Below are 21816 nucleotides of genomic sequence, written 5' to 3' on the forward strand. Positions count from 1 at the left end.
GGGTGAGCGAAACCTGCGACGGATCAGGGGAGTTTGGCGACGACCTGGGCGACTGCCGCGGTGAGCTTCTTGCCGTAGGGCACGTGCAGGAACTCGTTGGGCCCGTGGGCGTTGCTCTTGGGGCCGAGCACGCCGCAGACCATGAACTGGGCCTTGGGGAAGCCCTTTTCCAGCATGTTCATCAGCGGAATGGTGCCGCCCTGGCCGATGTAGCCGCAGGGGGCGCCCCAGGCCTTCTGGCTGGCTTCGTCCAGCGCGCTGGCGAGCCAGGGGGCGGTGGTGGGGGCGTTCCAGCCGGTGGCGGCGGCGTGGTCGGCCTTGAACACCACTTTGGCGTTGTAGGGCGCGTCGGCTTCCAGCAGTTCCTTGAGCTGCTGGGTGGCGGTGGGGCCGTCGACCAGCGGGGGCAGGCGCAAGCTGAGCTTGAACGCGGTGCGCGGGCGCAGCACGTTGCCGGCATTGGAGAGCGGCGGCAGGCCTTCTGCGCCGGTCACGGACAGGGTGGGCCGCCAAGTGCGGTTCAGCAGCGCCTCGAAGGGGTCCTTGGTGGTGGGCAGCACAAAGCCGCCATCTGCGCCGCAGGCCCAGGGGAAGCGCTGCCACACGGCGTCGCCCAGAATCTTGGCGGTGGCGCGGGCCTGGTCGAGGCGTTCGGCCGGGATCTCGCAATGGAAGCTTTCGGGCAGCAGGCGCCCGGTGCCGCTGTCTTCCAGCCGGTCGAGCACATGGCGCAGGATGCGGAAGGAGCTGGGCACCACGCCGGAGGAGTCGCCGCTGTGGATGCCTTCGTCGAGCACGGTCACTTCGAGCGTGCCGGTGAGGTTGCCGCGCAGGCTGGTGGTTAGCCAAAGCTGGTCGTAGTTGCCGGCGCCGGAGTCCAGGCAGACCACCAGCGAGACCTCACCCAGGCGCTCGCGCAATGCGTCCACGTAGGGCAGCAGGTCGTAGCTGCCGGATTCCTCGCAGGTTTCGATCAGACCCACCACGCGCGGGCGCGGGATCTTCTGCGCGTCGAGCGCCATGACGGCGGTGAGGCTGGCGTAGACGGCATAGCCGTCATCCGCGCCGCCACGGCCGTAGAGCTTGCCGTCCTCGAACTTGGGGGTCCAGGGGCCGAGGTCGTTGCGCCAGCCGCTGAACTCGGGCTGCTTGTCCAGGTGGCCGTACATGAGCACGGTCTCGGTGCTGCCGGCCTTGGTGGCGGGGATCTCGAAGAAGATCACCGGCGTGCGGCCGGGCAGGCGCACCACTTCGAGCTTGAGGCCGGCGACCTTCTTGCTCTCCACCCAGCTTGCGGCGTCGCGCACCACACGCTCCAGGAAAGCGTTGGCCGCCCACTCGGGGTCGTAGGCCGGGCTCTTGGCGGGGATGGCGATGTAGTCCGTGAGCGCGGGCACGATCTCGCGGTTCCACATGTCGTCCACGAAGGTCTGCAACGCGGCGGAGTCGAGGGCAGGCGTGAGGTGTTCGGTGGTGGCGGACATGGGTGGCTCCGGAATGCGGCGCGCGCTTGGGCCCGGGTGGGGCAGCGGCTGAAGAAAGACGCAAAGGTTAGCGCTGCTCCCAAGTACTGGGTATGCAGATCGCCCCGCAATCCAAGCGCGCTGCACCGGCAAGTCGGACAATCCGCAGCGCCCCGAAGGACACAACACATGCGGGCAGATCAATCAGAGAGGGAGGAAGGGATCATGAGCAAGATCGGACTATGGATCACGTCCAAGGCGTGGCTGGTGCTGCTGATCGGCGTGGGGATGCTGGGCCTGGCCGGCTGGAATGCCTGGAAGGCGGCGGGCGACCATGCCGTGGCCGCGCAGGCGGACCTGACGACCATCACCGGCAAGGTGGTGCAGGCCGGCGTGATGACGGTGGAGCACAAGCGCCGCCGCGGCGGCAGCTGGACGGAGCGCTACTACCGGCTGGACGTGGCCCCCGCGGCCGGTGGCGAGGTGGTGAAGCTGCGGCTACCGATGAGCGTGAGCGAGGACACCGTGCGCGAGTTCGTGGACGCGAGGATCGACGCCAAGTACGACGCCACCGACGGCAACGAGATCTACATCGGCGCGGCCGACGGCAAGGCGCTGATCAGCTACGAAGCCACCAAGGCGCGCCGCGTGGCCGCGGCCAAGGCCCGCTCGGACGCGGATGGCGGCGGGCTGGTGGGCGGCGGGTTCTTTCTGCTGATCGGCGGTGCGCTGGGCCTGTGGTGGCGCAAGCGCCTGCTGGCCGCGCAGAACGAAGAGATGCCGCCGCCGGCTGCGGCCTGAGCACGCGGCGCAGCGGTTCAGATGCAGTCCCGATGCGGGGCCACGCGACAGCGCGACCCCACAGGCACACGCACAACGCCCGGCTCCGGCCGGGCGTTGTCTTTGCTGCCGCGTATTCAGTCCGTTCGATACACGAAATCGGTCATGATTTTGTGTATCGACGAAGCGGCGAAAGGTGGCTTAGGACATGCGGTAAGCCGCAGTTTTGCAAACCATTAATGGTCATATTCGGCCAATTTTGACTACCAGATCAGCAGATTGCCGCCCACCATCCTTTCCGCATCAGCGCGCATTGGCGCCGGTGAAGATGCACCTTAAGCTCGGCTGATCGGGTTGCACCCCCTGCACCCTCCAGGAGCCCACCCATGCTGCTCACAGCGCGCACCCCTGCACCCCCTGCCCCGTCTGCCGCTCAAGACGCCACGGCCCCTCGGCCAGCGCGCATCGGCTTGCTGATGCTCGGCGCCCTCGCCCTGGCGGCCTGCGGTGGCACGGGGCCGCTGCGTGGCGCACAGAGCGACGCCAAGCCCGCCGCGCAGCCCACGCCCGCACCCATCGTGACCGTGGCGCAAGGCCCGCAGCTCATTCCACGCTACGTGATCTTCGGCAATCCGGAACGTGCCAACGGCAGCATCAGCCCGGATGGCAAGTGGCTGGGCTTCATCGCGCCGCGGGACGGCGTGCTCAATGTGTGGGTGGCGCCCGCCGACAAGCCGACCGAAGCCAAGCCCATGACGAATGACCGGCGCCGCGGCGTGCGGGATTTCAGCTTCGCCTTTGACGGCAAGCACCTGCTCTATCCGCAGGACGAGGGCGGCGACGAGAACTTCCAGCTGTTTGCCGCCGATCTGGCGACCGGCGCCTCGCGCGCGCTCACGCCCAAGGGCGCGCGCACCGAGCTGCTGGGCCTCAGCGATCGTGTCCCCGGCGAGGTGCTGGTGACGCTCAATGAGCGCGACCCGAAGTTCTTTGACGTCGTGCGGATCGATCTCGCCACGGGCAGGCGTACGACAGTGCTGCGCAACAGCGAATACGGCAGCTTCATCGCGGACCGGCAGCTGCGCGTGCGCTTTGCCAGCAAACCCACGCCCGACGGCGGTACGCAGTGGTTCGAGCGCGCTGGCAGCGCGCCCAACGCCCCGCTGCGCCCCTCGGCCCTGCTGGGTCGCGTTCCGGGCGCCGAGGCCCTGACCACCGAACCGCTGAGCATCTCGGCGGACGGCAACACCCTGTACCTGCGCGACAGCCGTGGGCGCGATACCTCCGCACTGTTCGCCATCAACCTGCAGACGCGCCAGCGCAGCCTGCTGATCGAGGACGCCCGCGCAGACCTCGACAACACCCTGCTGCACCCGGTGACCGGCGTGGTCCAGGCGGCGTCGACCAACTACCTGCAGGAGCGCTGGCGCGCGCTCGATCCCGCAGTCAAGCAGGACATCGAGCGACTGGATGCGCTGGCCGGCGATGGCGAGTTTTCGGTCACCAGCCGCACGCGCGACGACAAGACCTGGATCGTGCGCGTGAGCAAGAGCAACGAGTCGGTGAAGTTCTATCTGTACGACCGCTCGAGCGGCCGCTCCACGCTCTGGTTTGACACGCGCCCTGCCCTCACCGGCCTGCCGCTGCAGCCCATGTGGCCCGTGGAGATCAAGGCGCGCGACGGCCTGACCCTGCCCAGCTACGTGACCCTGCCGCGGATCGCGGACCCCGACGGGGACGGCAAGCCCAACCGAGCGGTGCCCATGGTGCTGATGGTGCACGGAGGCCCCTGGGCGCGCGACTACTTCGGCTACAACAGCTACCACCAGTGGCTGGCCAACCGCGGCTACGCCGTGCTGTCCGTCAACTTCCGCGGCAGTACCGGCTTTGGCAAGAACTTCGTCAACGCCGGCGACCGCCAATGGGGCCGCAAGATGCACGACGACCTGCTGGACGCCGTGAATTGGGCGGCGCAGCAGGGCATTGCGCAGCGCGATCGGGTCGCCATCCTCGGCGGCAGCTACGGCGGCTATGCCGCGCTGGCCGGCGTGACGATGACGCCCAAGGACTTTGCATGTGGCGTGTCCATCGTCGGCCCGAGCAACCTCAACACCCTGCTCAATTCCATCCCGCCCTACTGGACCACGCTGCGCCAGATGTTTGCGCAGCGCGTGGGCGACCCCGACACGCCCGAGGGCCGCGCGCTGCTGGCCGAGCGCTCGCCGCTGACCTACGTGGACAGGATCGAGCGGCCGCTGCTGATCGGCCAGGGCGCGAATGACCCGCGCGTGAAGCAGGCCGAGAGCGACCAGATCGTCAAGGCCATGCAGGCGCGCAAGATCCCGGTCACCTACGTGCTCTACCCGGACGAAGGCCACGGCTTTGCCCGGCCGCAGAACAACACCAGCTTCAACGCCGTGACCGAGGTCTTCCTGGGCCGCTGCCTCGGCGGGCGGGTGGAGCCCATTGGCGGCGACTTTGAAGGCTCCAGCATCACCATCCCGGTGGGCGCGGACGTGCTGCCCGGCGTGAAGGAGGCCCTGGGCGCGCTGCCGGCCAAGCGCTGATCCCCGATCAGTTCGACGGGCGAACCCGCTTGGGCGCCATGGCCTTGACCGCGGCATCGATCAGCGCCTTGAGCACCTTGGCGTCGACATCGGCCAACGTCTTGAGGTACAGGCAGCTCTTGCCGGTCTTGTACTTGCCGAGCTTGTCCATGAGCGCGGGGAAGGCCTCGGTGCCCGGCATGATGTAGAGCGTGAGGTCGTTCTTGCGCGGCGAGAACGCGATGATCGGCCAGTCGCCGGTGCGCCCGCTGGCGTACTCGTAGCGGTAGGCGCCGAAGCCCACGATGGCGCTGCCCCACATGACGGCCTTCTCGCCGGTCGCCTTCTCCATCAGCGCTCGCACCGTGACGCAGTCCGCGCGGCGCGTGTCATCGGCCACGGCGGCGATGAAGTCGTCCACCGATGCGGTGGTGGCTTGGGTCTTGGCGGTGCTCGTGGTGGTGTCGGCTTTGGTGCGTTTTGCAGCAGCGCTGCCGCTGGTCTTGGTAGTGCGGGTGGCCATGGTGCCTCCGGGTTTGGGCGGGTCACGCGCCAGAGGTTGCGCCCTGTTGATGTACATCGCAAGCCTCGCGCATAGGCGCCGGCCGCACGCGCTCTGCGCCGCGCGCGTGCATATCGATCACGCAATCGATCGCTTCATGCGCTGCAGCATAGAAATACTTGCGTCGCACTGTGTCCGGGGCTGGATGCGCGCGCGGGGCTTACATATAGTCGAATGACCCGGCGACGCGGGCAATGCGCGGCGGGTCCAGATGACGCTACAGGCTCGTGCGCCTCGGGAGACGGTCGCGCGACGCCGAGGACAGACCGCGAGGAGATCCCCATGGACGCCCTGCACCGCCCCCTGGAGCTCGACCTGGATGGCGCACGCGCGCTGCTGGCGCGCATCACGCACTGCCATCGTTACCTCGCCCTGTTTCTGGATCGCACCGAGCGCCTGCTCGATGACACAGCGGTGGCCGGCACGCGCCATGGGGCCGACGCAGATCTGGCCTCGCTGTGGCGCTACTTCGATGTGCAGGCGCAGCGTCATCACCACGAGGAAGACGCGCTGCTCGCGCCGCTGCTGCGCAGCGCGGCCAGCGGCGCGAGCTGGGCGGCGGAGCTGGAGTCCGCACTGACGCAGATCGCGCACGAGCACCACCTGCTGGACTTTGGCTGGCCGGCAGCGCGGCAGTCCATGCAGGCGCTCTCGCGCGGCGCGGGCTCGACGGACGACCGCGCCCGCGTGCACGCCTTCTGTACCGACTACCGCGCGCATCTCGCGCTGGAAGACCGCACGCTGGTGCGCTGGGCGCAGCGCGTGCTCAATGAGGGCAGCGCAGCCTTCCATCCGCTGTCCGCCGCACGGCACCCCCGGCCCCAGCCCGTCCTGCAGGCCTGAAGCCTCGGCCGCGGCGCACTCTGCGCGCGGTATGGCTGGGGCTCCGCGGCTGCCCATGCACTGACGTTGCGCTGGGGGCGTGGCGCCTCGTCGAACAAAAATTGGCCGATATTCAGCTATTCTTTGATAGCAATATGCCTGTTTCCGCAAGTTTAGAGCGGATTTCTAGTTGATTTGGGTTCTCCCAAAAGAGCGGCCGATTATGACTGATCAGAACCGTATCATCCAGCCCAGCCCGTCTTCCGTGCGGCCACGCGGCCGGTACTCGGCGCCCACCCAGCCGCTGTAGCCCAAGCCATCGAGCTCGCGCATGAGGTGGCCTAGGTTGAGTTCGCCCTCGTCGGGCTCCTGGCGCGCGGGCACGCCGGCCACCTGCACATGCCCCACGCGCCCGGTGGGCACCCACTCGCGCAGGCGCTGCGTCAGATCACCTTCCATGATCTGGCAGTGATACAGATCCATCTGCACCTTCAGGTTGGCGCTGCCGATCTGTTCCACCAGCACATGGGCCTGCGCCTGGTGCGTGAGGAAGTAGCCGGGCATGTCGCGCGTGTTGATGGGCTCGATCGTGAGCGTGACACCGCGCGCCTCGGCCTGCCGCGCTGCGTGGGCGAGGTTGTCCTGATAGACAGCCTGCGCGCTGGCGAAGCTCACGTCTGCGCCGGGGCAGCCGGCCATCACATGCACGAGCGGATGGCCGTTCGCCCCGCCCTGCGCACTGCCCTGCGCGTCGCCAAGCGCCGCGGCCCAGTCCAGCGCCACATCCAGGCCGGCGCGGAATGCCGCCTGCCGCCCGGGCAGCGCCGCCAGCCCGCGCTCGCCTGCTGCCCAGTCGCCAGCGGGTGCGTTGAGCAGTACCAGACGCAGCCCGCTGGCATCGAGTTCGTTGCGCACTTGCGCGAGTCCGTACTCGTAGCCGAACTGGAACTCCACCGCGGCGAACCCCGCGGCCTGCGCGGCGGCAAAGCGCTCGAGGAACGGGCGCTCTGTGAACATCAGCGAGAGATTGGCGGCAAAGCGGGGCATCGGCAGCGGGGCAAGCGGAGTGACTGCATGGACCATAGTCGAGTCCGTGATGATTGGCGGCGACGCCCGTGCAGCGCTCGTGCATGCCCTCATCGACAACCCGATCGCCGCCCGCCAAATACAAAGGGCAGCGAAATCGCTGCCCTTTGTATTTACGCGGTGCTTGCCGCTGCGGCGTACTCAGCTGCGGTTGCGCAGCTTGCGGATGGCCGCGAGCTGCGCGGCGAGCATGGCGAGTTCGCCCTCAACGACGGCGAGCTCGGCCTTGTCCTTGGCGGCGGCCTTGGCTTCTTCGGCGCGCTTGATGGCGTCGCTGGCCTTGGCTTCGTCGAGGTCCTTGCCGCGGATGGCGGTGTCGGCCAGAACCGTCACCACATCGGGCTGGACTTCAAGAATGCCGCCGGCCACGAAGACAAACTCCTCGGCCTTGCTGTCTGCGCGGGTGATGCGCACGGCACCCGGCTTGATGCGTGTGATCAGCGGGGTGTGCTTGGGATAGATGCCCAGCTCGCCCGCTTCGCCGGGCAGCGCGACAAATGTCGCTTCGCCACTGAAGATCTGCTCTTCAGCGCTGACGACGTCGACGTGGATGGTGCTCATGCTGTTCTTTCCTGGGCCTTGGGCGGACACGGTTTAACAAGCGGGTCTTGCGGCCCCGGGCACGGCACGACGGTGCCGGGCCCCGGGCTGCAGGCGCCTGCTTACTGCATCGTCTTGGCCTTTTCGAAGGCCTCGTCGATGGTGCCGACCATGTAGAAGGCCTGCTCGGGCAGGTGGTCGCACTCACCGTTCACGATCATCTTGAAGCCGCGGATGGTTTCCTTCAGCGGCACGTACTTGCCCGGGCTGCCGGTGAACACTTCAGCGACGTGGAAGGGCTGCGACAGGAAGCGCTGGATCTTGCGGGCGCGGGCCACGGCCAGCTTGTCTTCCGGCGACAGTTCGTCCATGCCGAGAATGGCGATGATGTCGCGCAGTTCCTTGTAGCGCTGCAGGGTGGCCTGCACGGCACGCGTGGTGCTGTAGTGCTCTTCGCCGATCACGTTCGGGTCGATCTGGCGGCTGGTGGAGTCCAGCGGGTCCACGGCGGGGTAGATGCCCAGCGAGGCGATGTCACGGCTCAACACGACGGTGGCGTCCAGGTGCTGGAAGGTCGTGGCGGGCGAGGGATCGGTCAAGTCATCGGCAGGCACGTACACGGCCTGGATGGAGGTGATCGAGCCGGTCTTGGTGGAGGTGATGCGCTCCTGCAGCACGCCCATTTCCTCGGCCAGGGTGGGCTGGTAGCCCACAGCGGACGGCATACGACCCAGCAGCGCGGACACTTCGGTGCCGGCCAGGGTGTAGCGGTAGATGTTGTCGACGAAGAAGAGGATGTCACGGCCTTCGTCACGGAACTTCTCGGCCATGGTCAGGCCGGTCAGTGCCACGCGCAGGCGGTTGCCCGGCGGCTCGTTCATCTGGCCGAACACCATGGCCACCTTGTCGAGCACGTTGGAGTCCTTCATCTCGTGGTAGAAGTCGTTGCCCTCACGGGTACGCTCGCCCACGCCGGCAAACACCGACAGACCGCTGTGCTGCTTGGCGATGTTGTTGATGAGTTCCATCATGTTCACGGTCTTGCCCACACCGGCGCCACCGAACAGACCCACCTTGCCGCCCTTGGCGAACGGGCAGATCAGGTCGATCACCTTGATGCCGGTCTCGAGCAGGTCCACGGAGGGAGACAGCTCGTCAAACTTGGGCGCTGCCTGGTGGATGGCGCGGCGGTCTTCACCGGCGATCGGGCCGGCTTCGTCGATCGGGCGACCCAGCACGTCCATGATGCGGCCGAGCGTGCCGGCTCCCACGGGCACCTTGATGCCTTCGCCGGTGTTCTTCACGGGCATGCCGCGGCGGAGGCCGTCGGACGAGCCCAGGGCGATGGTGCGCACCACGCCGTCGCCCAGCTGCTGCTGGACTTCGAAGGTCAGGCCCTTCTCGGCCAGGCTGCTGCCGGCGTCTTCCAGCACGAGGGCGTCATACACCTTGGGCATCTTGTCACGCGGGAACTGGATGTCCACCACCGCACCGATGCACTGAACGATTTGACCTTGGCTCATGGTCTTTCCTTTGCTCTATTTCTGTATTCGTAGCGCTGAATCAGGCAACTGCGGATCAGGCCACGGCGGCGGCGCCGCCCACGATTTCTGACAGTTCCTTGGTGATGCCGGCCTGGCGGGTCTTGTTGTAGACCAGCTGCAGGTCACCGATGACCTTCTTGGCGTTGTCGCTGGCGGCCTTCATGGCCACCATGCGCGCGGACTGTTCGCTCGCCATGTTCTCGGCCACGGCCTGGTAGACCAGGGCCTCGACATAGCGCACGAGCAGCTCGTCCACCACGGTCTTGGCATCGGGCTCGTAGAGGTAGTCCCAGCTGTAGGCCTGCTTCTCGGCATCGGTCTGCTGCAGACGATCGCTCGTCAGCGGCAGCAGCTGCTCGATCACGGGCTCCTGCTTCATCGTGTTGATGAACTTGGTGTAGGCCACGTAGACCACATCGAGCTCACCCTTCTCGAAGGCATCGAGCTGGACCTTGATTGCACCGATCAGCTTCTCGAGCTGGGGCTTGTCGCCCAGCTGCACCGACTGGCTGACCACATTCGCGCTGATGCGGTTCAGGAAGCCCAGGCCCTTGTTGCCGATGGCGGTGAACTTGACGTCCACCTTGTCGGCCTGGAGGGCCTTGTACTTGGTCGTGAGCGCACGCAGGATGTTGGTGTTCAGGCCGCCGCACAGCCCCTTGTCGGTCGTCACCACAATCACGCCGGCGCGCTTGATGTCAGCGCGCTTTTCCATGAACGGGTGCTTGTACTCGGGGTTGGCCTCGGCCATGTGCGCAGCGATGTTGCGCACCTTGTCTGCGTACGGGCGGGCAGAGCGCATGCGCTCCTGGGCGCGCCGCATCTTGGATGCGGCCACCATTTCCATCGCCTTGGTGATCTTGCGCGTGCTCTGCACGCTCTTGATCTTGACGCGAATTTCTTTTGAACCTGCCATTGCTGGCTCCTTGGTCTAGAGCTGTCGAAGTCCGGGGTTTAGTAGGCGCCGGTCTTCTTGAACTCCGCCACGGCGGCGTGCAGGGCCTTCTCGTCGTCGTCGGACAGCTTGCCGCCGTTCATGCGCGAGACGAGGTCGGCGTGCTTGGTCTTCAGGTGCGACAGCAGGGCCTTTTCGAAGGCCAGGGCCTTCTTCACGTCCACGTCGTCCATGTAGTTGTTGTTCACGGCGAACAGCGTGGTGGCCATCTCCCAGACTTCCATCGGGGAGTACTGGGCCTGCTTCATGAGCTCGGTCACCATCTTGCCGCGCTCGAGCTGCTTGCGGGTGGCTTCGTCCAGATCGGAGGCGAACTGCGCGAACGCGGCGAGTTCGCGGTACTGGGCGAGGGCCAGACGCACGCCGGCGCCGGTGTCCTTGCGCTTCATGATCTTGGTCTGGGCGGCACCACCCACGCGGCTCACGGAGATACCGGCGTTGATGGCGGGGCGGATACCGGCGTTGAACAGGTCGGTTTCCAGGAAGATCTGGCCGTCGGTGATCGAGATCACGTTGGTGGGCACGAAGGCGGACACGTCACCGGCCTGCGTTTCGATCACGGGCAGCGCGGTCAGCGAGCCGGTCTTGCCCTTCACGGCGCCGTTGGTGAACTTCTCGACATACTCTTCGTTCACGCGGGCGGCGCGCTCGAGCAGGCGGCTGTGCAGGTAGAACACGTCGCCGGGGTAGGCTTCGCGGCCCGGCGGGCGGCGCAGCAGCAGCGAGATCTGGCGGTAGGCGACGGCCTGCTTGGACAGATCGTCATAGATGATCAGGGCATCTTGACCGCGGTCACGGAAGTATTCGCCCATCGTGCAACCCGAGTAGGGGGCGATGAACTGCATGGCGGCGGAGTCCGATGCCGCGGCAGCCACGACGATGGTGTACTCCATCGCGCCGTATTCGGTGAGCTTACGCACCACGTTGGCGATGGTGGAGGCCTTCTGACCCACGGCGACGTAGATGCAGATGAGGTCCTTGCCCTTCTGGTTGATGATCGTGTCGGTCGCCACGGCGGTCTTGCCGGTCTGGCGGTCACCGATGATCAGCTCGCGCTGGCCGCGGCCCACGGGCACCATGGCGTCGATCGACTTCAGACCGGTCTGCACCGGCTGGTCCACCGACTTGCGGTAGATCACGCCCGGGGCAACCTTCTCGATCACGTCACGTTCCTTGGCGTTGATCGGGCCCTTGCCGTCGATCGGCTCGCCCAGCGAGTTCACGACGCGGCCGATCAGCTCGGGGCCGACGGGCACATCCAGAATGCGGCCGGTGGTCTTGACGGTCTGGCCTTCGGAGATGCCCTTGTAGTCGCCCAGGATCACGGCGCCCACGGAGTCACGCTCGAGGTTCAGGGCCAGGCCGAACACGCCGCCTTCGAACTCCAGCATTTCGCCCTGCATCACGTCAGACAGGCCGTGGATGCGGCAGATACCGTCGGTCACGGAGACCACGGTGCCCTGGTTGCGGATGTCGGCCGAGGCGCCGACGCCCTGGATCTTCGCCTTCAGCAGTTCGCTGATTTCAGACGGGTTGAGGTTCATGTTCTGACTCCGTATCGAATTCTTTGCGGGCCGCGATCAGATGATCAGGCAGCCAGGGCAACGCGCATCTGGTCGAGCTGCGCGCGCACCGATGAATCAAGCACCTGGTCGCCCACCGTCACGCACACACCACCGATCAACGCGGGGTTCACGGACACTTGCGGCTTGAGCTTGACGGCGAACTTCTTCTCGAGGGCAACCACGAGCTCCTGGACCTGTGCGGACTCCAGGGCAAAGGCGCTCTCGATCAGCGCATCGGCATTGCCTTCCGATGCGTTCTTCAGATGGCGGAACTGACGCGCGATCGCGGGCAGCGCAGCCACGCGGCCGTTGGCCACGACCGTGGCCACGAACTGCTTGCCGACGGCCGACAGACCGCCCTTGACGGCTGCAGACAGCACATCGGCGAGCTGGGTGTCGCCCACCTGCGGATTGATGGCCAGCTGCGCAACTTCAGGCAACTGCGCTGCCACGGCCAGTGCATCCACCTCGGCAAGCACGGCGTTCAGGTCTGCACCCTTGGCTGCGCCGAAGAGGGCTTCGGCGTAGGGGCGTGCGATGGTCGAGAGTTCCGCCATGGTGTCGGTCCTTAGAGCTTGGCCTTCAGGCCGGCGAGCAGCTCGGCGTGGGCCTTGGCGTCGACTTCGCGCTTGAGGATCTGCTCGGCGCCGGCCACCACGAGGGCGGCAACCTGGTCGCGCAGGGCGTCCTTGGCGCGAACCATCTCCTGAGCAGCCTCTTCCTTGGCCTGGGCCAGGATGCGGGCCTTCTCGGCTTCGGCCGCCTTGCGGGCTTCGTCGATCAGCTGTGCGGCGCGCTTTTCAGCGTCGGCCAGACGGGCCTGGTTTTCATTGCGGGACTTGGCGAGGTCGGCTTCGATGCGCTTGTTGGCATCGGCCAGCTCGATGCGCGCGCGGTCGGCTGCAGCCAGACCGTCGGCGACTTTTTGACGACGCTCGTCGAGCGCCGTACGCATGGGCGGCCACACGAACTTGGCGACAAACCACGCCAAGACGAAGAAGACCAGCACCTGCATGAAGAGTGTGGCGTTGAGATTCACGGCCTTGTGTCCTGAGTGAAGCGGGGACTGCGAAACGAGGTAGGTTGAAAAGGGGCGCTGTCAGCAGCGCCCCTCGAACTCGCTACCAGGGGCGTGGATCGATCAGACGAAGGGGTTCGCGAAGGCGAACAGCATCGCGATACCGACGCCGATCAGGAAGGCGGCGTCGATCAGGCCGGCCAGCAGGAACATCTTGGTCTGCAGCGTGTTCATGAGCTCAGGCTGGCGAGCCGAAGCTTCGAGGTACTTGCCACCCATGATGGCGATGCCGATACAGGCACCGATGGCACCCAGGCCGATGATCAGGCCGCAGGCCAGGGCAACAAATGCTACGTTGGTCATGATTGCTCCTTAAGGTCTAGAGAAGTAGCGAGTTGGAAAAACGAGAGAAAGTACGGATCTGAGCGTGTCGATCAGTGGCCGTCGTGCGCCTGGCCGATGTACACGAGGGTCAGCATCATGAAGATGAAGGCCTGCAACACAACGATCAGGATGTGGAAGATCGCCCACATGGCGCCAGCCATCAGGTGCAGGCCCATGGCCCACCAGACACCGGAGGCGCCCAGCAGCGCGATCAGCATGAACAGCAGCTCGCCTGCGAACATGTTGCCGAACAGTCGCATGCCCAGCGACACGGCCTTGGCGAGGTACTCGATGACATTGAGCAGCAGGTTCACCGGCGCCATCACGATGGCCATGAAGCCATGCGCATGGAAAGGGGCCGTGAACAGCTGGGCGATGAAGCCGCCCGGCTTGTGGATCTTGATGCCGTAATAGAACATCAGCAGCAGCACACCGAGCGACATGCCCAGGGTGGCGTTGAGGTCGGCGGTGGGCAGGATGCGGTGATAGTGAATCACGTCGCCCAGCCCCACGAACTTGATCACGGCCTTGGCCAGATCGACGGGGATCAGGTCGAGGCTGTTCATCAACACGATCCAGACGAACAGCAGCAGTGCCAGGGGTGCGACGAAGCGGCGGTCGCCATTGACGATCGACTTGGACTGGTCCTCGACCATATCCACGAGCATCTCGACCAGGGCCTGCATGCGGCCAGGTGGGCCGGAGGTCGCCTTGCGCGCCACGCTCCACATCAGGAAGCAGGCGATCAAACCCATCAGGATCGACCAGAACAGGGTGTCGTAGTTGATGATCGAGAAATCGACGATCACCTTCTGCGGTTGCCCGGAACTGTTGAGGTGGCCGAGGTGATGAACGATGTACTCGGACGGTGTCGGTGCGGCGTTACCAGCGGCCATGTTCTTATCGGATCAGAAGGGCAAATAGGGGAACGTGGACTGCGACGATCAGACCAACCAGCAGGGCCGGCCAGACGATGGGAGATACGTACGCAACCACCAAACCGAGGATCGCCACGGCCCCTGCGATGCGCAGCAGGATGCCCAAGAGCAACGACACTGGGTTTGCGCCCTGCGATTGCCCGGTCAGGAGCAGGCGCAAGGCCAGGATCGAACTGGGAGTCGCGTAGGCCGCAGCACCGAGAAACCCGGACACCCCGGCCATCACGCCAAACGGCAGGCAAACCAGACCCACGACGATCGCGCCGAGCCATTCGGCAATCACGGTGAAGATCAGCTGCCGATGTCCGGTCGTCCACATGGCGAGAATTTCTGGCCTTGCGGCACTCACGGACTGCCTAGCCCGGTTTTTTCGGCCGTTTTGGCCCTGAAAACGCGGATTCGACGTCGATCGATCCCAGAATTTGGATCGATGAATTTCCCAAATTCATGCGATCCACAAAACTTTTGGAGTGTAGTTGGATTTGACGCACCGCGTCAAAGCACGCGCCGGGTCCAAACTAGTGATTTGCACCAAGTCTGGGCAGCTTGCGGCGGCGTGTCGCGCGCCGCCGCAATGCTCAGCGACCCTCGTCGGGCAGCAGGCGCTCGACGACGCCCTGCAGGGCTTCGAGGGAGTGGTAGTCGATCACCAGGCTGCCGGCGCCCTTCTTGCCAGGCTTGATGGTGACGCTGGTGCCCAGCGCTTCGGAGAGCTGCTCGGCCAGGCGCAGGGTGTCGCGGTCCTCGGCCTTCTTCTTGGGGGCCTGGCTGGCCTTGAGCGTGAACTCGGCGCCGACTTTGGCCACCAGCTTCTCGGCCTCGCGCACGCTCAGGCGGCGGGCGGCGATCTGGTTGGCCAGGGTGATCTGGGTGGCGGCGTCCACCGCCAGCAGGGCGCGGGCATGGCCCATGTCGAGGTCGCCGGCCAGCAGCATGGTCTGCACCGGCTTGGCCAGATTGAGCAGACGCAGCAGGTTGGAGGTGGCGCTGCGGCTGCGGCCGATGGCGCCGGCGGCCTGCTCGTGCGTGAGGCCGAACTCGTTGATGAGCCGCTGCACGCCCTGCGCTTCTTCCAGCGCGTTGAGGTCCTCGCGCTGGATGTTCTCGATAAGCGCCATGGCCGCGGCGTTTTCGTCGGGCACATCGCGGATCAGCACGGGCACCTCGGCAAGGCCCGCGAGCTGCGAGGCGCGCCAGCGGCGTTCGCCGGCGATGATTTCAAAGCGCTCCGCGCCGACGCTGCGAACCAGGATCGGCTGCATGAGGCCCTGCGCACGAATGCTGTCCGCCAGCTCGGCCAGCGCCGTCTCGTCCATGCGCGTGCGCGGCTGGTACTTGCCGGGCTCGAGCTGTTCGACACGCAGGGTGCCGGTCGTGTCCTTGGCGGGCGGGGCAGCTTCGTCGTTGCCGGCGAGCAGGGCGTCCAGGCCGCGGCCCAGGCCTTTGGGTCGTTTCACCATCGTGGTCTTTGCAATTCTGCGGTGCCTGACCGCGCTGCAGGAAGGCTTTCCGCTTGTCCCATGCGGGTTTTCAGGCATTTTGGCCTGAAGAAGCGCATGAATCCTTGATCTTGTGTTTCAGGGGCTTGCTGGATGCGCCTCTTCAGGCATTTATGGCTGAAGAATCGCGCCCGGTGCGCGGTACCAGTAGGCGTACAGGTCGGTGAACCCGAGAGCCGAGTAGACGGCGCGCGCGGCGACATTATGCGCGTCCACCTGCAGGTAGGCGCGGCGCGCACCGGCCAGGGTGGCATGGTCGAGCAGCGCGGCGGTCAGGCGCCGGGCGTGGCCCTGGCCGCGCACCTCGGCGGCGGTGAAGATGTCGAACACCCCCACGACGCCACCGACCGTCGGCCCGGCACCCTCGGCCTCGAGCACAAACTGCCCGACCGCGGCCGGGCCATGTCCGTCGAACAGGGCGAGCATGTGGCTCGCAAAGGGCTGCGCGTTGAGGCGTGCAGCATGGGCTGCCATGGCGGTGGCCGAGGAACCGCGCCAGCCGCCGATCAGGCGCGTGAACTCCGCGACGTTCATCTCCACCAGCTTCAGGCCGCGCGACGCGGCCTCGGCCTCGTCAAAGACCGGCAGGCGCGGGTCGAGCGTGCGCTGCATCACGCGGCAGTCCTCGAAGGCGCGCCAGCCCAGTGCGGCGAGCGTGTCGTCGAGGTGTGCCGGCTGCACCATCGGCGTGATGCGGATGATCGGCGTCAGCCCGCGCGCCTCGTAGAAGCGGCGCACATGGCTGATCTTGTCCTCCAGCGGCAGCGCGCCGGCCATCAGCGGCTGCACGCTGCGCGCCCGCTTGGCCTTGCCTGGCGAGAAGCGCAGCAGCCAGCCGTCGTGAAAGGCCTGCTCGGCCGGCTGACTGCTGTTCAGGCTGGCCTGCTCGATGGTGAAGGCGAGCACGCCCGCTTCGCTGCGCAGTGCGGCTGGAATGCTGGCGGGCAGCGCCGAGGGGTCGTCCTGGGCGGCGGGCTTGCTCCAGCCAGCCAGCAGTGCGGAGTCGGTGTCGCTCACAGGGCGCACGGGCGAGCTGGAGGCGCTACTTGAACTGCGCCAGCAGTTCGTGGCCCTGCGCCCAGTCGCCCAGGCCGCTGTCGCTGTTGATGTGGCCCATCAACCCCACACCGATGAACTGGCTGCCCCAGTCCGCCGCCATGTCACGCGCGCGGATCTGGCTGCCGAAGGGGTCGTTCGTGGCGGCCAGCACGATGCTGGCAAAGGGCAGGCGCTGGCGCGGAATCGGCCGGAAGCTCACAAAGGGCGCCTGGTCCCAGCGCGGCATCTCGATATCCGGCGGAGCAACGAGCAGTGCTCCGCGAACCTTGCCCGCATGCGCCGTCTGCCGCGCCCAGTGCGCCACCTGATGACAGGCCAGGCTGTGGGCCACCAGCACCACCGGCGCGGCAGCTTGCGCCACAGCGCTTTCCAGCGCGGTGATCCAGTCAATCAGCCTGGGGGCGAACCAATAGCTCTGCTCGTCAAAGCCCGCAGCCGCACCGCCCACACGCGGGTAGTTGTACAGAAACTCCCAGCGGCTTTGCCAGTGGCGCGGCCCGCTGTTCTCCCATCCGGGCAGCAAGAGCACCTGCGTACTCGCTGGCGCCCCGTTCATGCCGCCACCCGGGTGCCGACACCATCCACCGAGGCCATGCGCGAGACCAGCTCCTCGGCAAAGCCCACGTAGGCCTGGGCGCCCTTGGAGGCGGGGTCGAAGACCACGCCGGGCTGGCCGTAGCTCGGTGCCTCGGCCAGGCGCACGTTGCGCGGGATGATCGTGCGGAAGACCTTGTCGGCAAAGTGCTTCTCGAGCTGACTGCTGACCTGCTGGGCCAGGGTCATGCGGGGGTCGAACATCACGCGCAAGAGGCCGATGATGGTGAGCTCCTTGTTGAAGGCGCCGGTCACGCGCTTGATGGTGTTGACCAGATCCGTCAGGCCTTCGAGCGCGAAGTATTCGCACTGCATGGGAATGATGACGCCATGCGCACTCACGAGCGCATTGAGCGTGAGCATCGACAGGCTGGGCGGGCAGTCGATCAGGATGAAGTCGTAGTCGGCCGCCACCGTGGCCAGCGCGCTTTTCATGCGGCGCTCGCGGTCATCGAGCTCCACCAGTTCCACCTCGGCGCCGGCCAGCTCGCGGTTGGCGGGCAGCACGTCGTAGCCGGCCTCGGTCTTGATGCGGGCCTGCGCCACCGTGGTCGAGCCGATCAGCACGTGATAGACCGTGGTCTTGAGCGACTGCTTGGCCACGCCCGAACCCATGGTGGCATTGCCCTGGGGGTCCAGATCCACCAGGAGCACGCGCTGGCCGATCTGCGCCAGCCCTGCGGCCAGGTTCACCGCCGTGGTGGTCTTGCCCACGCCACCCTTCTGGTTGGCGACACAAAAGATTTTCATCAGAGTCCGTCGTGATGCGGCCGCCCCCGCGGCCCTACTGCGTGCCCAGCCGGATGCCAAAGCCGATCAGGAAGACCCCGGCGGCGCGCTGCATCCAGTTGCCAAAACGTGAATTGTCTCGCAATCGCCGGGCCAGCGCATCGCCGATGAAAATGATCCCCGTGCAGTACAGGAGCGTGATGAAGGCGATCAGCAGGGCCATCACAGCAAAGGTGGCCAGCCCGGGATCGCGCGCCGGGTCGATGAACAGCGGGAAGAAGGCCATGTAGAACACGATGGCCTTGGGGTTGAGGACCGTGATCAGGAAACCCTGCCGGAACCAGTGCCCCGGCTGCATCGGGATAAAACCCGTCCCGGCGCCCTCCTTGGCGCGCAGCAACCCGATGCCGATCCACACCAGATACGCCGCACCCGCGTACTGCACCGCATGAAACACCGCTGGGTGCGCCTTGAGCAGGGCCGCCACGCCGGCCACTGCCAGCCACATCAGCACCTGATCGCCCAGTACCAGCCCGGCCAGCGTGGCATAGCCGCCGCGCACGCCGCCCTTGCTCGTGCCCGTGAGTAGCGCAAAGGTGCCCGGACCGGGGATCGCGAGGAACACGATCACGGCAATCACAAAGGCCCAGAGGTCGGTGATGGCGAGTGCGGGCATGAGCGTCCAGCCAGTGCGTCAGAAGAAGTGACCGAGTTTCGCACCGCCGCACCCCGCACCCGGGCCGCCCTGCCCGCGCGGGCAGCTCAGTCCGCCGCGCGCCGCAGCAGCGCCAGATTGCGCGTCTCCGCCAGGCCCGGCACGCGCAGATCCACAGCACCGAGGAAGGACCAGCCCGCGGGCAGCACCGCGGCCTCCGCCTCCAGACGCGGGCCCTTCATGGCCAGAATGCAGCCACCGGGCGCGACCAGATGGCCCGTGAGCTGCACGATCTCGGAGAGCGAGGCAAAGGCCCGGCAAGTGACGATGTCGTAGATCTCCCGGTGCTGTTCTACGCGCCCTGCGATCGCGCGGGCATTCGCGAGGCCCAGCGTGCCGATGGCCTGTTGCACGAAGCTGATCTTCTTCTCCACCGCGTCGATGCAGGTCACGTGCAGCTGCGGCAGCGCCACGGCCAGCACGATGCCCGGCAGGCCCGCGCCGGTGCCGATGTCGGCCACGCGCACGCCCTGCCCCTGCGTGAACCGGGCGAACTCCGGCACCACCGCCAGGCTGTCCAGAATGTGGTGCGTGACCATCTCGGCCGGATCGCGGATGGCCGTGAGGTTGATTTTGCTGTTCCACTTGGCCAGCAGCTCCACGTAGCGCGCCAGCTTCTCCGCGCCACCTTCGGGCAGGCCGCAGCGCAGCTCGGCAGCGCCGTGTTCGATGGCGGCGATCAGCGCGGCGGTGTGGGGCATGGTGGGAGCGGCGTCCTTGGGCATGGCGTCAGGCGGCGAGCGGATTCTGCGAAGCAGGCGGCAAGAGCCGCGATTGTGACAGCGCGGGTCACGCAGTTCGCGGCGATCGGGATGCCCAGTCTTGCGCTTGCGGGGCGACCCCCGATGCGGACGTCTTAGATATAACGGCTGAAAGTGACTGATTTCATCCGAGCCAACAAGCACTTATCGCTTGTTGGTCGGACATCTCCAGCCTATCTCGGCCAGAAAATCAGATGGCCGAAAATGTATCAAAGAAGATGCATGGAGCGTCAGGGATTCACGCCGCCTTGCTCGCCCCCGCCGCCTGGTTGATGCGCTTGAGATGCACCATCAGCAGCGAGATAGCCGCCGGGGTCACGCCGGAAATGCGACCCGCCTGGCCCACCGTTTCGGGGCGGTGGGTGTTGAGCTTTTGCTGGATTTCCTTGGACAGGCCGCGGACCTGCGTGTAATCGATATCCACAGGCAGGCGGGTGCTCTCGTAGTGGCTGGCCTTGGCCACTTCCTCGGCCTGCCGCGCGATGTAGCCGGCGTATTTGATGCCGATCTCGACCTGCTCGGCCACGACCGCGTTGTCCACGGCTTGTCCACACAGTTGTCCACCGGTCTTGTCCCGCAATTCGAACAATCTCGGGTAGTCCACACCGGGGCGCTTGAGCAGGTCGGCCAGGGTGTATTCGCGCTCGATCGGCTGGCCGAGCACCGCCTCGGCGGAGGCGGGGTCGATGATGCCCGGGTGCACCCAGGTGCCCTTCAAGCGCTCGGTCTCGGCGGCGACGGCGTCGCGCTTGCGGTTGAAGGCATCCCAGCGGGCGTCGTCCACACAGCCCAGCTTGCGGCCGATTTCGGTCAACCGAGCATCGGCGTTGTCTTCACGCAGGGACAGGCGGTATTCGGCACGGCTGGTGAACATGCGGTAGGGCTCGGTCACGCCACGGGTGATGAGGTCATCGACCAGCACGCCCAGATAGGCTTCGTCGCGCCGCGGGCACCAGGCGGCCTCGCCGCGCACCTGCAGGGCCGCATTGATGCCGGCAAGCAGGCCCTGGGCCGCGGCTTCCTCGTAACCCGTGGTGCCGTTGATCTGGCCGGCGAAGAACAGGCCGTCGATGGCCTTGGTCTCCAGGCTCGCCTTCAAGGCGCGGGGGTCGAAGTAGTCATACTCGATCGCGTAGCCGGGGCGCAGGATGTGCGCATTCTCCAGACCCGGGATGCTGTGCACGAGATCGAGCTGCACATCGAACGGCAGGCTGGTGGAGATGCCATTCGGGTAGAACTCGTGCGTCGTGAGGCCCTCGGGCTCAAGGAAGACCTGGTGGCTGGCCTTCTCGGCAAAGCGGTGGATCTTGTCTTCGATGCTCGGGCAGTAGCGCGGGCCTACGCCCTCGATCACGCCGGTGTACATGGGGCTGCGGTCCAGGCCGCCGCGGATGATCTCGTGCGTGCTCTCTGTCGTGTGCGTGATCCAGCAGGGCAGCTGCTGCGGGTGCATGGCGGCCGTGCCCATGAAGCTGAACACCGGCATGACCGGGTTGTCCGCGCCGGGCATGCCGTCGCCGGGTTGCTCGGTGCACTTGGCAAAGTCGATGGTCCGGCCGTCGATGCGCGGCGGGGTGCCGGTCTTCAGGCGTCCCTGCGGCAACTTCAGCTCCTTGAGCCGCGCCGACAGCGTGACCGCTGCGGGATCGCCCGCCCGGCCGCCGGTATGGTTTTGCAGGCCGACGTGGATCTTGCCGTCGAGGAAGGTACCTGCCGTGAGCACCACGGCACGGCTGCGAAAGCGGATGCCGATCTGCGTAATCGCGCCGGCGACGCGGCCGTTTTCGACCATGAGGTCATCAACAGCGCCTTGAAACAGCGTGAGATTGGGCTGGTTTTCAAGCCGTGAGCGCACCGCTTTCCGATACAGCACGCGGTCGCCCTGGGCGCGGGTGGCGCGCACGGCCGGGCCCTTGGAGCTGTTCAGGATGCGGAACTGGATGCCGGCTTCGTCGGTGGCAATCGCCATGGCGCCGCCCAGCGCGTCGATCTCCTTGACCAGATGCCCCTTGCCGATGCCGCCAATCGACGGATTGCAGCTCATCTGGCCCAGGGTTTCGATGCTGTGCGTGAGCAGGAGCGTCTTGGCGCCCATGCGCGCAGCAGCCAGCGCGGCCTCCGTGCCGGCATGGCCGCCGCCGACCACGATCACATCAAATTCCACGGGATACAGCATGAGGGTCCTCGACTGAGCGCGCCTGCATGAATACGGCGGCCTGATCAGCAAACCCTGAATTTTAAGGACGCGGGCCGATT

The 21816-nt window shown here is 66.3% G+C and carries 22 protein-coding genes; 3 read left to right on the forward strand and 19 right to left on the reverse strand.

Features of this window, described 5'->3' with window-relative positions; translation table 11 throughout:
- Positions 1-23 precede the first annotated feature (23 nt).
- Entirely contained in the window at positions 24-1484 is a 1461-nt protein-coding gene (locus ACMDW7_RS17195) for a M20 family metallopeptidase (protein ID WP_377304657.1), read from the reverse strand.
- A 204-nt stretch (positions 1485-1688) separates the two neighbouring features.
- Between ACMDW7_RS17195 and ACMDW7_RS17200 the strand changes: the two genes are divergently transcribed.
- Complete coding sequence (locus tag ACMDW7_RS17200; RefSeq protein ID WP_377304659.1) at positions 1689-2264, forward strand: hypothetical protein; 576 nt, start codon at positions 1689-1691, stop codon at positions 2262-2264.
- Between the two features lie 365 nt (positions 2265-2629).
- Positions 2630-4810 carry a S9 family peptidase gene (locus ACMDW7_RS17205; protein ID WP_377304661.1) on the forward strand — a complete coding sequence of 727 codons (2181 nt, stop codon included), beginning with the start codon at positions 2630-2632 and terminating at the stop codon, positions 4808-4810.
- A gap of 7 nt (positions 4811-4817) precedes the next feature.
- On the opposite strand, the gene ACMDW7_RS17210 is transcribed toward ACMDW7_RS17205, so the two are convergent.
- The gene (locus ACMDW7_RS17210) at positions 4818-5312 is read right to left on the reverse strand and encodes a DUF1801 domain-containing protein (RefSeq protein WP_377304663.1); all 495 of its coding nucleotides are present in this window, start codon (positions 5310-5312) and stop codon (positions 4818-4820) included.
- Between the two features lie 321 nt (positions 5313-5633).
- On the opposite strand from ACMDW7_RS17210, the gene ACMDW7_RS17215 reads away from it, so the two are divergent.
- Complete coding sequence (locus ACMDW7_RS17215) at positions 5634-6194, forward strand: hemerythrin domain-containing protein (protein ID WP_377304664.1); 561 nt, start codon at positions 5634-5636, stop codon at positions 6192-6194.
- Between the two features lie 210 nt (positions 6195-6404).
- Here the strand turns inward: ACMDW7_RS17215 and otnI are convergent, their stop codons facing one another.
- From otnI to mnmG, 17 genes are all read right to left on the reverse strand, one after another.
- Positions 6405-7220 (reverse strand): 2-oxo-tetronate isomerase, encoded by an 816-nt coding sequence (gene otnI, locus ACMDW7_RS17220; protein ID WP_377305055.1) that lies wholly within the window; start codon positions 7218-7220, stop codon positions 6405-6407.
- A 180-nt stretch (positions 7221-7400) separates the two neighbouring features.
- Positions 7401-7820: a F0F1 ATP synthase subunit epsilon gene (locus ACMDW7_RS17225; RefSeq protein ID WP_054124552.1), complete on the reverse strand. Its 420-nt coding sequence runs from the start codon at positions 7818-7820 to the stop codon at positions 7401-7403.
- Positions 7821-7921: 101 nt separating this feature from the next.
- Positions 7922-9322: a F0F1 ATP synthase subunit beta gene (atpD, locus tag ACMDW7_RS17230; protein WP_054124551.1), complete on the reverse strand. Its 1401-nt coding sequence runs from the start codon at positions 9320-9322 to the stop codon at positions 7922-7924.
- A 55-nt stretch (positions 9323-9377) separates the two neighbouring features.
- On the reverse strand, positions 9378-10259 hold the full coding sequence (gene atpG, locus ACMDW7_RS17235; protein WP_377304667.1) for a F0F1 ATP synthase subunit gamma: 882 nt from the start codon (positions 10257-10259) through the stop codon (positions 9378-9380).
- Positions 10260-10297: 38 nt separating this feature from the next.
- Positions 10298-11842, reverse strand: a complete 1545-nt coding sequence (gene atpA, locus ACMDW7_RS17240; RefSeq protein WP_377304669.1) for a F0F1 ATP synthase subunit alpha — start codon at positions 11840-11842, stop codon at positions 10298-10300.
- Between the two features lie 44 nt (positions 11843-11886).
- Positions 11887-12420 (reverse strand): F0F1 ATP synthase subunit delta, encoded by a 534-nt coding sequence (locus ACMDW7_RS17245; protein WP_377304671.1) that lies wholly within the window; start codon positions 12418-12420, stop codon positions 11887-11889.
- Between the two features lie 11 nt (positions 12421-12431).
- Positions 12432-12902, reverse strand: coding sequence for a F0F1 ATP synthase subunit B (locus tag ACMDW7_RS17250; protein WP_377304673.1), 471 nt, complete (start codon positions 12900-12902; stop codon positions 12432-12434).
- A 102-nt stretch (positions 12903-13004) separates the two neighbouring features.
- Complete coding sequence (atpE, locus tag ACMDW7_RS17255) at positions 13005-13244, reverse strand: F0F1 ATP synthase subunit C (protein ID WP_054124546.1); 240 nt, start codon at positions 13242-13244, stop codon at positions 13005-13007.
- 71 nt (positions 13245-13315) lie between these two features.
- On the reverse strand, positions 13316-14161 hold the full coding sequence (gene atpB, locus ACMDW7_RS17260) for a F0F1 ATP synthase subunit A (RefSeq protein WP_377304675.1): 846 nt from the start codon (positions 14159-14161) through the stop codon (positions 13316-13318).
- 4 nt (positions 14162-14165) lie between these two features.
- On the reverse strand, positions 14166-14522 hold the full coding sequence (locus tag ACMDW7_RS17265; protein WP_377304677.1) for a hypothetical protein: 357 nt from the start codon (positions 14520-14522) through the stop codon (positions 14166-14168).
- A gap of 259 nt (positions 14523-14781) precedes the next feature.
- Positions 14782-15660: a ParB/RepB/Spo0J family partition protein gene (locus tag ACMDW7_RS17270; protein WP_377304678.1), complete on the reverse strand. Its 879-nt coding sequence runs from the start codon at positions 15658-15660 to the stop codon at positions 14782-14784.
- A 153-nt stretch (positions 15661-15813) separates the two neighbouring features.
- The gene (locus ACMDW7_RS17275) at positions 15814-16719 is read right to left on the reverse strand and encodes a GNAT family N-acetyltransferase (protein WP_377304680.1); all 906 of its coding nucleotides are present in this window, start codon (positions 16717-16719) and stop codon (positions 15814-15816) included.
- Between the two features lie 25 nt (positions 16720-16744).
- Positions 16745-17317, reverse strand: coding sequence for an RBBP9/YdeN family alpha/beta hydrolase (locus ACMDW7_RS17280; RefSeq protein ID WP_377304682.1), 573 nt, complete (start codon positions 17315-17317; stop codon positions 16745-16747).
- Positions 17314-18108, reverse strand: a complete 795-nt coding sequence (locus ACMDW7_RS17285; protein ID WP_377305056.1) for a ParA family protein — start codon at positions 18106-18108, stop codon at positions 17314-17316. The genes ACMDW7_RS17280 and ACMDW7_RS17285 overlap by 4 nt, the downstream gene beginning before the upstream one ends.
- Before the next feature lie 31 nt (positions 18109-18139).
- Positions 18140-18760: a leucine efflux protein LeuE gene (gene leuE, locus ACMDW7_RS17290; RefSeq protein ID WP_377304684.1), complete on the reverse strand. Its 621-nt coding sequence runs from the start codon at positions 18758-18760 to the stop codon at positions 18140-18142.
- An 86-nt stretch (positions 18761-18846) separates the two neighbouring features.
- The gene (gene rsmG, locus ACMDW7_RS17295; RefSeq protein WP_377304686.1) at positions 18847-19524 is read right to left on the reverse strand and encodes a 16S rRNA (guanine(527)-N(7))-methyltransferase RsmG; all 678 of its coding nucleotides are present in this window, start codon (positions 19522-19524) and stop codon (positions 18847-18849) included.
- A gap of 274 nt (positions 19525-19798) precedes the next feature.
- Positions 19799-21736 carry a tRNA uridine-5-carboxymethylaminomethyl(34) synthesis enzyme MnmG gene (mnmG, locus tag ACMDW7_RS17300; protein ID WP_377304688.1) on the reverse strand — a complete coding sequence of 646 codons (1938 nt, stop codon included), beginning with the start codon at positions 21734-21736 and terminating at the stop codon, positions 19799-19801.
- Between the last annotated feature and the right edge of the window lie 80 nt (positions 21737-21816).

This window comes from Piscinibacterium candidicorallinum (assembly GCF_047549485.1).
Classification (GTDB): domain Bacteria; phylum Pseudomonadota; class Gammaproteobacteria; order Burkholderiales; family Burkholderiaceae_C; genus Piscinibacterium; species Piscinibacterium candidicorallinum.